The following is a 12,653-nucleotide window of genomic DNA, read 5'->3' as shown; positions in this document are numbered from 1 at the left end:
GTTTGTCATGCCGGCCTTGATCGCCACCGCCCCGGAGAGCCGTCTGGTCGGGCACCATCGTCCATGGCCGCGCGCGGTCGCCAATGCTGCGGGCTGGATTGCGGTAACCGAGACCCTTGCAGACAGGCAAAGGACATTGCTCGGGCTCTGGGGAGAAGCGGATGCCGTGCACATGGCGGTGTTCGACGAGGCCGACGGCACCGTCGGCGTCATCAGCCTGGAAGGGCTTGAAGGCTACTATCCTTCGGTGGCTCGCCGTCATCCTCCCGCTCTTCGGCTGGAGCGAGCGCTCCGGGACCTGACCGGCCTTGAACCGGAGGGCCTGCCCGACAGCCGGCCGTGGCTCGACCATGGCCGCTGGACCCTGCGCTTTCCGCTGGGTGAGAAGGCCATCAGGCCTGCGGAAGCTGTGCCTTACGAATTCCTGCCGGCGGAAGGCGAAAGCCTGCACCGGATCCCGGTCGGTCCGGTGCATGCGGGCATCATCGAGCCGGGACATTTCCGCTTCACGGCCAACGGCGAGACGGTCGTCCGCCTCGAAGAGCGCCTCGGTTATGTCCATAAGGGCATCGAAGGTCTGATGACGGGGGCCGATCTCGGCAGGGCACTCCAGCTTGCCGGCCGGACCTCCGGCGACAGCACTGTCGCCTATGCCTATGCCTTCTCGCGGGCGGCCGAGGCAGCGCTCGGGCTCGACATCCCGCCGCGCGCAGTCTGGCTCCGGGCGCTGATGGCGGAGTTGGAACGGCTCGCCAACCATCTCGGCGATATCGGCGCCATCTGCAACGACGCCGCCTTCCCGCTGATGCTCGCCCATTGCGGCGCGCTGCGTGAGCGTGTGCTGAGGGTTGCCGATGCCGCTTTCGGCCATCGCCTGATGCGCGACTGCATCGTGCCCGGCGGCGTCGCCGCCGATCTCGACGAGGCCGGTGCGGCGGGCCTGCGCACGCTGCTTGCCGAGATCCGCAGAAAGTTTCCGGCGCTGGTGGATCTCTATGACAATACCGCATCTTTGCAGGACCGGATGGTGGGCACAGGCATCCTCGTGCCGGATCTCGCCCGTCTTTACGGCGCCGGGGGCTATGTCGGGCGTGCGTCCGGGCGCGCCTTCGATGTCCGGCGCGCTTTGCCCTATCCGCCCTACGATGTTCTCCGCTTCGATGTGCCGGTACTCGACCAAGGAGACGTCAACGCGCGCATCTGGATCCGCATCCGTGAGGTCGAGCAGAGCCTCTCGCTCATCGAACAGATTCTCGACCAGTTGCCGCCCGGCCCCACACGGCATGACGTAGCCGACAACGGGGAGGTGCGCGAAGGCATGGCCGTCGTGGAAGGTTTTCGCGGCGACATCCTTGTCTGGCTCAGGCTTGCCGGCAACCGGGTGGATCGGTGCCATCTGCGCGATCCTTCGTGGTTCCAGTGGCCGTTGCTGGAAGCCGCCATCGAAGGGAACATCGTTGCCGATTTCCCGCTCTGCAACAAATCCTTCAACTGCTCCTATTCCGGCCACGATCTCTAACGGAGGCAGATAGCCATGCGCAGGCTCCTTTTCGAAAGTCTGATCCGGCCGCCGCTCACAGAAGCGGCCCCGCGACAATCCGATGCGGCGATAGAGGAGCTTGCCACGGCCGTCGACAGGTCGGCCCGTCGCCGGCTTGGCCGCAGCCTGTCGATCCGCGCTGTCGACGCAGGCTCCTGCAACGGCTGCGAATTGGAAATGCACGCGCTGAGCAACGTCTTCTACGATATCGAGCGTTTCGGCATCCGCTTCGTCGCCTCGCCGCGGCATGCCGACGTGCTGATGGTCACCGGTCCGGTGACGCGGAACATGGCCGAGGCGCTGGAACGGACCTACAACGCTACGCCCGGTCCCAAATGGGTCGTGGCGCTCGGCAGTTGCGCCCGCGACGGCGGCTGCTTCGCAGATAGCTATGCGGTCATGGGCGGGGTTTCGAAGGTCGTGCCGGTGGACCTTCATATTCCAGGCTGCCCGCCGCCCCCGACAGAGATCCTGAAGGGCCTGCTTGCATTGCTCGATCAGGCGGACAAGGGAGCCCGCGCTTCGTGAGGCTACTCCAATGGCTCGACGTCTTCAGACCACAGGGCGAATGACAGGTATCCGGAAGGGGCCGGTCGCGGCGCTGTCTTGCAGGTTCGCCGTCGTCCGGAGCCTGCTGTGGCCCGAGCAGCCTCCACGTCTTCAGGTGCTATATTGGCTGGGCCTGGAGCATCCGACATCTATCGGCCGATATTGCGCCACGTGCGGACGTCCTCGGACGTCACGCGAATATGGCCGGTCGGATCGAATTGTTTTCCGTCGAACTTGTCGCTCGCAATCCGGCTGAAGACTTCGATATGTTCCTGCAGCCTGAATTCATCGGCGCGTGGGGGATCGGCGATGGCCTCAAGCGCATTGTGGGTAACCACGACGACTTGGTCGCCGATCCCTGTATCCATCAACAGGCGACCCTCCTGTCCGGAGGATGTCAAGAATCCTGACTTCAATTTCAGCGGCATGGTAACCTCCCTTTTGGGTTAAAAGGTGAAACTACGCGCATCAGCAGCGTCATCAGTGATCGAGATCAATCCGGGCACTATTTTCGAGTGCTCACGGGATCGGATGCGCGGCGACCGGTCGCTACTTCGCGCGTGCTGATTTCCCTTCGGAGGCCGACCTTTTTTTAAACATCTTGGTCCGGTCTTCTTTCCTGGAACAAAGCCTCAGGTCGTGCGTTGCGGCTCCATGTCCGGCTGACGGCCGAATGGCACGATGGGTGCTTGTCGAATGGATGATGACCGCTTGACCGGCGTTGGCCGGCCAATCCGATCAGGACGAGACATCGGCCGGGACGGCATTTCGGGCGGCCATCGGCCGGCAATCCGAGCCACGATCATCCTTCTTCTGTTTCCGCTTTTGGCGTCATGTTCCGGCGTCCAGTCGGCACTCGATCCGGCAGGCAGCGAGGCAAGCGCGGTCGCAACCCTCTTTTTCGTCATGCTGATCGGCGGCGCGGTGATCTGGGCGGGCGTCGTCGGGCTGCTGTTCCATGCCGCGCGCAAGCGTCGAACCTATTCGGAAAAAGGCGCGGGGCAGCTCATCCTCTGGGGCGGGGCTGTTTTGCCGTCGGTCATCCTTGCAGCCCTCCTTTCCTATGCCGTCTGGCTGATGCCCAATGTCCGGCCCTGGTTCCAGGCAGAAGATCGCGGCCTGCGGCGCGTCGAGGTGACCGGCGAGCAGTTCTGGTGGCGGGTGCGTTATCTCGATGACGGTGGCGCGGTCGTTTTCGAAACGGCCAATGAAGTGCGCGTACCGACCGGAGAGCGCGTCGTCTTTCTGCTGAAATCGCCCGACGTTATCCATTCCTTCTGGATACCCGTGCTCGGCGGCAAGATGGACATGATACCCGGCCGTGAGAACCGCCTCACATTGCAGGCGGAAAAGCCCGGTACCTATCGGGGCGTCTGCGCAGAGTTCTGCGGCGCCAGTCACGCGCTGATGGCTTTCACCGTCCATGCGATGGAACCGGAAGCGTACGAGGACTGGTACAAGGCGCGGCAGGCATCCTCCGGCACCCGTGACGCACAGGGGTTGGAGCTGTTCCTCAGACATGGCTGTGGTGCCTGCCATGGCATTTCCGGCACCGAGGCACGGGGAGCGATAGGCCCCGATCTTACCGCCTTCGGCGAGCGTGGCTCGGCCGGAGCCGGAACCCTGGCCAACGAGAAGGATCAAATTGCGCGATTTCTGCGCGATCCCGATGCCGTGAAGCCGGAGGCCCGCATGCCTCATTTCAGCATGCTGCCGGAGGCCGAGATCGATCGGATCGCCGCCTACCTGAAGGGGCTCAGATGACCATGGAGCTCGGCAATTTTTCGCCGGAGGAGAGGGCGGCGCAGGAGGAACGGCTCCGCAAGGTATGGGAGACGCCGAAGGGCATCCGCTACTGGACCTCTGTCAACAACAGCGAGATCGGCCTTTGGTACGGCGTCACCGCCTTTGCCTTCATGCTGTTCGCCGGCCTGCTCGGGCTCCTGATGCGCCTGCAACTGGCGGTGCCGCAGAACGACCTCATCTCCGCCGAACTCTTCAACCAGGCCTTCACGCTGCATGGCACGGTGATGATGTTCCTGTTCGCGGTGCCGATCTTCGAAGCCGTCGCGATCTTTCTGCTGCCGTCGATGCTCGGCGCCCGCGAATTGCCGTTCCCGCGGCTGTCCGCCTTCGGCTTCTGGAGTTTTCTCATCGGCGGCGTCTTCGTCTGCGGCTCGATCTTCTTCAACGCCGCCCCGAACGCCGGCTGGTTCATGTATCCGCCGCTTGCGACCGACGACGAATATGCCGGCATCGGCGCGGATATCTGGCTGCTCGGCCTGTCCTTCATCGAGGTGGCGTCGATTGCCGCAGCCGTCGAGATCATCGTCGGCATCATGAAATGCCGGGCGCCCGGCATGCGTATCAACATCATGCCGATGTTCGCCTGGTATCTGCTGATCGTCGCGGGCATGATCCTTTTTGCCTTTCCGCCGTTGATCGCGGGCGACATCCTGTTCGAGATGGAGCGGATGTTCGACTGGCCGTTCTTCGACGCGAGGCGAGGCGGCGATCCGCTGCTTTGGCAGCACCTGTTCTGGATCTTCGGCCACCCGGAAGTCTACATCATCTTCCTGCCCGCAATCGCTTTGATGGCGATGATCGTGCCGACCTTCTCGCAGCGGCCGATCGTTGGTTATTCGTGGATCGTCCTGGCTGCCGTCGGTACGGGTTTCCTAAGTTTCGGGCTCTGGGTGCACCATATGTTCGCGACCGGCCTGCCGCAGATCTCGCTTGCCTTTTTCTCGGCGGCATCGGAGGCGGTGGCGATCCCGACCGGCGTGCAGATTTTCGTGTTCATAGCCACCATGCTCGCCGGCCGGGTGATCTTTTCGGTGCCGATGCTGTTCGGGGCCGGCGGGCTGATCATCTTCGTGATCGGCGGACTGACGGGTGTCATGGTGGCGCTCGTACCGTTCGACTGGCAGGCGCATGACACGTATTTCGTCGTCGCGCACCTGCACTACGTGCTGATCGGCGGCATGCTGTTTCCGGTCGTCGCCGGCATCTATTACTACTTTCCGTTCGTGACGGGTAAGAAGCTCAGCGATGCCTGGGGCAGGATCGCTTTCTGGCTGATGTTTGCCGGTTTCAACGTCGCCTTCTTCCCCATGCACTTCTCCGGCCTGCGCGGCATGCCGCGGCGGGTCTTCACTTATCCGGAAGATATCGGCTGGGATTGGTTCAACTTCATCTCGACGATCGGCGCCTTCGTTTTCGCAGCCGGTGTCGCGGCCTTCGTCATCGACATCTTTCGCCCGAAACAACAACCGGCAGGGCGCGATCTCAACCCTTGGAATTCCGGGACGCTCGAATGGACCAACGATCCATCGGAAAGCTGGGGCATGCGCTCGGTGCCGATCATCAACAGCCGTTATCCGCTCTGGGATCAGCCGAACCTGCAGGCTGATATCGAGGCCGGGCGCTTCTATCTGCCGGATGCGAAGTCCGGCAAACGCGAGACCCTAGTGACCTCTGTTCTGGATGCCAAGCCGATCCAGTGCCTGAGGGTCGGCGGCGTTTCCTACGTGACGATCATCGCGGCGATCGCGCTCGGTGGCGTGTTCATCGCGCTGACCTTCAAATTGTGGATCACGACGATCGTCTTCGCGATCATCACCTTCATCGCCATCATTCACTGGCTGTGGAAGGGGACTGCGCCGATCCCCGAAGCGTCGGAGATCGATGTCGGGCTTGGCCTTAAATTGCCGATCTATGTCTCCGGGCCGGCGTCAGTCGGCTGGTGGGCGATGTTCATCACCATGGTCGGCGACGGCACGGCGTTCGCGAGCCTGATTTTCGGTTATTTCTTCTACTGGACCATCCATGACAACTTCACCACGGTCGCCAATGGACCCGGCGTCCTGTGGCCGATGGCGGCGCTGGTGCTCTACGTCATCGCCTGGGGCCTGACGTTGCTGGCGCGTCAACTCAACGACAAGGGCCGGCCGGATGCGCGGTTGGCGCTCACCGCAGCCTTCGCCGTTTCGGTCGCCGCCTCGCTTGCGGGCCTTGCCGGTCCCTATCTGCATGGCATGGATCCGACAGCGAATGTCTATCCGGCCATCGTCTGGATCGTCGCAATCTGGACGGTGACGCACGGCGTGGTCGGCGCGATCATGCAGGCCTATTGCCTCGCCCGCAGCGTCGCTGGACGGATGACCGCGGAATATGACCAGGATAGCCGCAACGTCGCGCTCTACTGGCACTTCATGGCCTTTACCGCCGTCGTCACCTTCGCGGTCATCGGCCTTTTCCCGATGGTGGCATCATGAAAAGCATCATTCCGCGCGAAGTCGAAACGCTTTGGACCCTATTTACGGCGCCGACCGTCTGGGCGCTGCATTTCATCGCCTGTTACGTCACGGTTGCGGTGTTCTGCGCCAAGCGGCTGCCATCCTCGTTCACTTTCGACGGCGTGCGGATCGCACTTGTCATCGTGACTGTGCTGGCGCTGGCGATGATCGTGCTGTCGGGGTATCTCGCCTGGCGGCAATGGGGTTTCGGAGCGGCCGATCCGCCGCATGACGAGCCGACCCGCGATGCCCGTACCCTGTTCCAAGGCTTTGCGACACTGCTGCTGTCTGGCCTCAGCTTCGTCGCCGTGGTTTTCGCGTCGATCCCGCTGATCTTCATCGCCGAGTGTCAGCCATGACAAAGGCGGCGCTCACAACCGGCTTCGTCCTGCTGCTGTTGCTGTGGGGCATGTTTCTGCCCTTTGCCGACCGCAATTCCTTTTCCGTCCACATGATTGCGCATATGGGAGTGGTGGCGGGCGCCGCGCCGCTGGTTGCTGTCGGAATATCGGGGACGGAGCGGGATTTTACCGCCGGCCGGCCGTGGTTCACTCCGCTGCTTGCCTCTGTCATCGAGCTTTTCGCGGTCTGGGTCTGGCATATCCCGGCGCTTCGGGCGCTTTCCGAAAGCTCGATTGCTTTCGCGGCACTCGAGCAGGCAATCTTTTTCGGGGCAGGGCTGGCGCTTTGGCTCTCCTGCTTTGGCGGGTGGCAGGCCGGAAGGGAGGAGCGGCGCCTTGCCGGCACGTTCGGCCTGCTTTTCACATCCATGCATATGACCCTGCTTGGCGCTCTGCTGGCACTTTCGCCGCGCCCGCTTTATGGAGAAGGAGACGTGACCTGCCTCGGCGTTACGCTCGACGCGGCCGCGGATCAGCAGGTCGGCGGCGTTGTCATGCTGCTGGTCGGGGCTGCGGTCTATTTGGCCGGCGGCGTGGCGCTAATGGCCCGCACGCTGAACGCGCCGGTGCCGGATCGCTGAGTCGCGGCGGAAAAGTGGATATGCTCCGCTCCGGTTGGTTGGAAGAGCAGGTCCACAAGCCTGCGGTTGCGGGACAGCTCGCCTCCGGTCATTGGAGAATCCGATCTTACGGAGAACGTGTCGTTGTGGCGTGGAAAAGGCGGAGGAAAGAACGGTCGACCGTTGACATCGTCATTTGCATGACGCTGATCGATGCAATCTCTCCAGCCATCCGGCGCGGCGCTGACCTTCCTGCCCAAATTGGCGTTGCAAGTTTCAGGCTCTGGCTTATTTGATGGAACGTGAACAACGGATATCGGAGTATCAGTTGAATCAAACCCGGCCAGCGCTGCTTCTCGTTACTGCGTCGCTCATCCCGCTTATCATTCTCGCCGCAGTGATGGGCAGGTTCTTCATTCAGGAGCAGCAGAACGCGCTCGACGCCGACATTCGCAGCAAAGCGACGGCCATGGCCGCCACGCTTCAGCGCGAGCTTAAAAGCCAGATTCAGCTTCTGACCGTCGTTGCGGATTCGCCCCGTCTCGATCCGCCCATTCCCCGTTCCGCTTTCGCCGAGACCGCTCGACGCCTGCGGGAGCGAGTGCCTGAATGGGAGCAGATCCGGATATCGGACGAAAAGGGCGAGGTGGTGCTGTCGCTGCCGCCGCTGGAGGGTTCGGTTGAAAAACAGGTCGTCGACATCGAGAGCCATCAGGCCGTGGTTCGCACGGGCGGCGCGGTGATCGGCAATGTTTCGATCGGGCCTCGGGGGCAGGCGGCCTTTGCCGTAAGGGTTCCGATCCAGAGGAATGACAAGCTGCGAGCTATTCTGTCGGTCGTCATCCGCCCGACGATCGTGACAAACCTCCTCTACGCCAATGGGCTGCCGGAAAACTGGGCGGCCTGGATCGTCGATGGTCAGGACCGCCTTGTCGCTTCCACCGGCGCTCCTGCGCTCGCCGGTAACGCGGCAAGCGAGTTCGCAAACTTTTCCGGAACGGATTTTGGTCTGGCAACGCTCAAGAACGGGCAGGAGTTGCGGGTTGCCGAAGTTGCGCTGGGGGAAACCCCATGGCGGGTGAGGGTGGGTCTGCCGGTTGCCGAATATGACAGGCTGGCGCGTAAGGCGACCTTGCTGCTCGCCGCAGCCAGCTGCTTTACGCTGCTGCTCTCAGGCTCGGCTGCCTTTCTCTTTCACAGGGAGATTCGGGCCAGGAACCGCGAACGCGAAAGCATGGCAAACTGGCAGCGCATGGATGCGCTTGGAAAGCTGACGGGCCAGGCAGCGCATGATTTCAACAACCTGCTCATGGTGTTTCAGTCGGGCGTCGAGGGCATCAGGAGGAGGCGGAACGATGAGCAGCGGGTGACGCAGCTCCTTTCGCACATGAGTGACGGAGTGACGAGGGGAAAGACGATCACCCAACGACTGCTGTCTTTCTCCAGGCGCTCCAACCAAGGTGCCGGACATGTGGAGCTGGACATCAAGCTTGCCGAATTGAGACCGCTGCTGCGACAAGCCGTCGACGACACGATTGTCATGGACATCAACGTTCCGGATGACATCTGGCCCGTTCACGTGGATCCCGCGGGCCTCGAGATCGCGCTGATCAATTTCCTGACCAATGCGCGCGAGGCGATGGGCGGCGGCGGTCAGGTAACGATTTCGGCAAGGAACGTCCTCGATGGCGCTGTGGAAGATCCGACCCTCCAAGGGCAATTTGTTGCCTTGACGATCGCAGATACCGGAACAGGCGTCGCATCCGAGCATCTGGGGCGGGTGTTCGAGCCGTTTTTCTCCACGAAGAAGAATGGCGGCCCGGGCCTGGGGCTAACCCAGGTCCATAGCTTTGCGAAGGGGAGCGGCGGTGCCGTCAAAGTGTCGAGCGTGGTTGGCCATGGCAGTGCCTTCACGCTGCTGCTTCCCCGCTCAAGCGAACAGCGCATTCCACGCGAACCCGCAAAGCCGGGGGTAGATCTTCCTGGCCAGCTTTTGATAGTGGACGACACGCCATCATCGCTGGAATCGGTGCGCCTGGCTTTGGAAGGACTGGTTTCCACGATTTTCGTGGCGACAAGCGGCAGCGAGGCAATCGAGGTTCTCGAACGTCACCCGGAGATCGAGGCCGTGATCAGCGACATCATGATGCCGGGCATGTCCGGCATCGAGCTTGCCGAAGAAATACGTCGGAAGAACTCGCGCCTGCCGGTTGTTCTGATGACCGGCTACAGCGACAAGCTTGAGGCTGGCACGGAGGTCGGGTGCCCGGTTGTGGCCAAGCCGTTCAAGATCGAAGACCTGACTGCTTCACTGGAGGCGGCCCAGATTTCGACGGAGAAATCAACAAACGTCGTGCGCCTGGAGATCCCGGCGAAAAGCTGATCGGCGCGAGAGCGCTTCAACTTACCCGACCAGGCTAAGCGGTTTGTGGACCTGCAGCGGTTCGGGAGCCTCCAGAAGCCCCGTCAGATAGCGTCCATAGGCGCTCTTCCCATATTGCCTGGCGAGGCATTCGAGCTGAACGGCGTCGATGAAGTTCAGGCGATAGGCAATCTCCTCGGGGCAGGAAATCTTGACGCCCTGGCGGCGTTCCAGCGTCGACACGAATTCCGACGCTTCCAACAGGCTGTCCGGTGTTCCTGTGTCGAGCCAGGCATACCCGCGTCCCATCATCTCGACATGGAGCGTGCCGCGATCGAGATAGGCCCGATTGACGTCGGTGATCTCCAGTTCGCCTCGGGCGGAAGGTCTCAGGTTGGCAGCAATGTCGACGACGTCCTTGTCATAGAAATAGAGGCCGGTAACGGCCCAGTTCGAACGAGGGCGTTCCGGCTTTTCTTCAATCGAAGCCGCCTTCATCTGCTTGTCGAACTCGACCACGCCGTAACGCTGCGGATCGTTGACATGGTAGGCAAAAACCGTGGCGCCGCTTTCCCGCGCCATGGCGCTTTTGAAGAGGTCGGTAATGCCGTGGCCGAAAAAGATGTTGTCGCCGAGGACGAGGCAGGACGAGCTGGAGCCGATGAAGTCGGCCCCGATGATATAGGCCTGCGCAAGGCCGTCAGGAGAGGGTTGTTCCGCATAAGACAACGAGAGGCCCCATTTGGAACCGTCGCCGAGCAGCAGCTGGAAATTCGGGAGATCCTTTGGGGTCGAGATGATCAGGATGTCGCGAATCCCCGCCAGCATCAGCGTCGACAGGGGATAATAGATCATCGGTTTGTCATAGATCGGCATCAACTGTTTGGACAGCACCTGGGTCATCGGGTGTAGCCGCGTGCCGCTGCCTCCGGCGAGAATAATCCCCTTCATCATTTCACCTCCCGAACTTTCTGTTTTCAAGATCGGCCGGCTCCAGCAGGCGCCTGACGACATATCCCGTCGAGCCCCGCCAATCGGGCATGACGATGCCGTGGCGCCTGTAGAGTCTTGAACAGTCCAGTTGCGAATTGGCGGGTCGCCGGGCGGGTGTCGGGTAGGCGCTGGTGGGGATGCGGACGACCCTTGCGGAAGGCCCGCCATTTGCCGCCGAAATTTTGAAAATCTCGTCTGCGAAGTCTGCCCAGCTCGCCGCGCCCGTTCCGGCCATATGAAAGATGCCGCGCAGGGCACGGTCGTTTGAAGCCAGCAGATTTTGCCCGACGGCGATGATGGCATCGGCAATATCGATCGCCGAAGTCGGGTTTCCGATCTGATCCTCGACGACCTGCACCTCTTCCCTTGCCTCGGCGACCCTCAGCATGGTGCGCAAGAAATTCCGGCTGAACGGGCTGTAGACCCAGGCGGTGCGGAGGATGGCATGGTTTTCGGTTGCGGCCGCCACGTTCCGCTCGCCTACCAATTTGTCGCGGCCATAGACGCCAAGCGGTGCGACCGGATCGGATTCGACATAGGGGGAGGACTTGCTGCCGTCGAAGACATAGTCTGTGGACAGGTGGACGATCGGCACTTGGAGTGCTGCCGCTACGCGCGCCAGTTCCGCAGGACCTGTTGCGTTGACGGTAAAGGCCACCTCCCTGTCGATTTCGGCCTGGTCGACTCCAGTAAAAGCGGCTGCGGAGACGATCAGGTCGGGGCGAGCGGCCTCGACGGCTGCGGCAATGGTCTCCGGCATCGCTAAATCGAGTTCAGGGCGGCCAAGCGCAATGATTTCGACATCGATTCGCTTTTTCGTGTTTTCGAGGAGAGACTGAACGACCTGTCCCTTGAGTCCGGTGACCACGTATCGCTTGGGATTACCCATCATCCAGCACCGGCCTTGAGAAGCCCGAGGCGACTGCCGTCATATCCCTGGCGAAGCGGCGCCCACCACCATTCATTGTCGAGATACCAGCGCACCGTCTTTTCGATCCCGGTCTCGAAGCTCTCCTGCGCCCTCCAGCCCAGTTCCGTTTCCAGTTTGCTCGCGTCGATCGCGTAACGTGCATCATGCCCCGGCCTGTCGGTCACGAACCGGACCAGATTTTCATGGCGGCCTCCGCCCGGCCGCAAATCGTCGAGGATCGCGCAGATGTGCTTTACTACGTCGATATTGCTGCGCTCATTGCGGCCTCCGACGTTGTAGGTTTCGCCGACCCTGCCGCGCTCGGCGATGAGATCCAGCGCCCGGGCATGATCCTCGACGTAAAGCCAGTCGCGAATATTCGCGCCGCTCCCATAGACCGGCAGAGATTTGCCTTCGAGCGCATTGAGGATCGTCAGCGGGATCAGCTTTTCCGGAAAGTGGAAGGGGCCGTAATTGTTCGAGCAGTTGGAGACGATGACCGGCATCTCGTAGGTGCGTGCCCATGCCTTGGCGAGATGGTCCGATGCGGCCTTCGATGCAGAATAGGGTGAACTCGGATCGTAGGGTGTGGTTTCCGAGAACAGCCCATCCCGCTCCAGCGAGCCGTAGACCTCATCCGTCGAAACGTGCAGGAAGCGGAAAGCCTCCTTTTTCCGATGCTCAAGCGATGCCCAGTACTCCCGGGCACATTCGAGCATGGTGAAGGAGCCGAGAATATTGGTTTCGACGAATTGACGTGCGCCGAGGATGGAACGGTCGACATGGCTTTCGGCGGCCAGATGCATCACGCGGTCTGGCCCGAATGTCGAAATCGCGGAACTCACCGCCGCAGCATCGCATATGTCTATCTTGAAGAACCGATAGGACGGCTTGCCTTCAACCGACCTCAGCGACGTCAGCGTGCCGGCATAGGTCAATTTATCGATGTTCAGGACCTCGTAGCCCTTTTCGAGCACGAGGTGGCGGATGACCGCCGATCCAATGAAACCCGCCCCACCGGTCACAAGCACGCGCATGCC

Annotated in this window: 12 protein-coding genes; 7 read left to right on the top strand and 5 right to left on the bottom strand. The window is 61.8% G+C overall.

Features of this window, described 5'->3' with window-relative positions:
- Positions 1-7 precede the first annotated feature (7 nt).
- Both AC1D3C_RS11045 and AC1D3C_RS11040 read left to right on the top strand, forming a co-directional pair.
- Positions 8-1,519: a hydrogenase large subunit gene (locus tag AC1D3C_RS11045; protein WP_477482906.1), complete on the top strand. Its 1,512-nt coding sequence runs from the start codon at positions 8-10 to the stop codon at positions 1,517-1,519.
- 15 nt (positions 1,520-1,534) lie between these two features.
- Positions 1,535-2,068, top strand: coding sequence for an NADH-quinone oxidoreductase subunit B family protein (locus AC1D3C_RS11040; RefSeq protein ID WP_247137654.1), 534 nt, complete (start codon positions 1,535-1,537; stop codon positions 2,066-2,068).
- Positions 2,069-2,238: 170 nt separating this feature from the next.
- Here AC1D3C_RS11040 and AC1D3C_RS11035 read toward each other — a convergent pair whose 3' ends face one another.
- A complete protein-coding gene (locus AC1D3C_RS11035; RefSeq protein WP_309493821.1) occupies positions 2,239-2,457 on the bottom strand; it encodes a hypothetical protein in 219 nt (72 codons plus the stop codon).
- A gap of 328 nt (positions 2,458-2,785) precedes the next feature.
- Between AC1D3C_RS11035 and coxB the strand changes: the two genes are divergently transcribed.
- The 4 genes from coxB to AC1D3C_RS11015 are packed head-to-tail and all read left to right on the top strand — an operon-like array spanning position 2,786 to position 7,369.
- Positions 2,786-3,853 carry a cytochrome c oxidase subunit II gene (gene coxB / locus AC1D3C_RS11030; RefSeq protein ID WP_477482905.1) on the top strand — a complete coding sequence of 356 codons (1,068 nt, stop codon included), beginning with the start codon at positions 2,786-2,788 and terminating at the stop codon, positions 3,851-3,853.
- Positions 3,850-6,366 carry a cytochrome c oxidase subunit I gene (gene ctaD / locus AC1D3C_RS11025; protein ID WP_477482904.1) on the top strand — a complete coding sequence of 839 codons (2,517 nt, stop codon included), beginning with the start codon at positions 3,850-3,852 and terminating at the stop codon, positions 6,364-6,366. Before coxB ends, ctaD begins: the two co-directional genes overlap by 4 nt.
- Positions 6,363-6,746 (top strand): hypothetical protein, encoded by a 384-nt coding sequence (locus AC1D3C_RS11020; protein WP_247137657.1) that lies wholly within the window; start codon positions 6,363-6,365, stop codon positions 6,744-6,746. The genes ctaD and AC1D3C_RS11020 overlap by 4 nt, the downstream gene beginning before the upstream one ends.
- Positions 6,743-7,369: a cytochrome c oxidase assembly protein gene (locus tag AC1D3C_RS11015; protein ID WP_477482903.1), complete on the top strand. Its 627-nt coding sequence runs from the start codon at positions 6,743-6,745 to the stop codon at positions 7,367-7,369. Before AC1D3C_RS11020 ends, AC1D3C_RS11015 begins: the two co-directional genes overlap by 4 nt.
- A 106-nt stretch (positions 7,370-7,475) precedes the next feature.
- Here the strand turns inward: AC1D3C_RS11015 and AC1D3C_RS11010 are convergent, their stop codons facing one another.
- A complete protein-coding gene (locus tag AC1D3C_RS11010) occupies positions 7,476-8,060 on the bottom strand; it encodes a hypothetical protein (protein WP_477482902.1) in 585 nt (194 codons plus the stop codon).
- Between AC1D3C_RS11010 and AC1D3C_RS11005 the strand changes: the two genes are divergently transcribed.
- Positions 7,995-9,731, top strand: coding sequence for a hybrid sensor histidine kinase/response regulator (locus AC1D3C_RS11005; RefSeq protein WP_477482901.1), 1,737 nt, complete (start codon positions 7,995-7,997; stop codon positions 9,729-9,731). The two genes, AC1D3C_RS11010 and AC1D3C_RS11005, sit on opposite strands and share 66 nt — an antisense overlap.
- 21 nt (positions 9,732-9,752) lie before the next feature.
- Here AC1D3C_RS11005 and rfbA read toward each other — a convergent pair whose 3' ends face one another.
- From rfbA to rfbB, 3 genes are read right to left on the bottom strand one after another with little or no spacing between them, the layout of a single operon-like run.
- Entirely contained in the window at positions 9,753-10,661 is a 909-nt protein-coding gene (rfbA, locus tag AC1D3C_RS11000) for a glucose-1-phosphate thymidylyltransferase RfbA (protein WP_477483014.1), read from the bottom strand.
- Between the two features lie 4 nt (positions 10,662-10,665).
- Positions 10,666-11,595 (bottom strand): dTDP-4-dehydrorhamnose reductase, encoded by a 930-nt coding sequence (gene rfbD / locus AC1D3C_RS10995; protein WP_477482900.1) that lies wholly within the window; start codon positions 11,593-11,595, stop codon positions 10,666-10,668.
- Positions 11,592-12,650 carry a dTDP-glucose 4,6-dehydratase gene (gene rfbB / locus AC1D3C_RS10990; protein WP_477482899.1) on the bottom strand — a complete coding sequence of 353 codons (1,059 nt, stop codon included), beginning with the start codon at positions 12,648-12,650 and terminating at the stop codon, positions 11,592-11,594. The genes rfbD and rfbB overlap by 4 nt, the downstream gene beginning before the upstream one ends.
- Between the last annotated feature and the right edge of the window lie 3 nt (positions 12,651-12,653).

The sequence above is a fragment of the Neorhizobium sp. P1_A6 genome (genome assembly GCF_056406795.1).
This window is presented reverse-complemented; position numbering and strand designations above follow the sequence as displayed.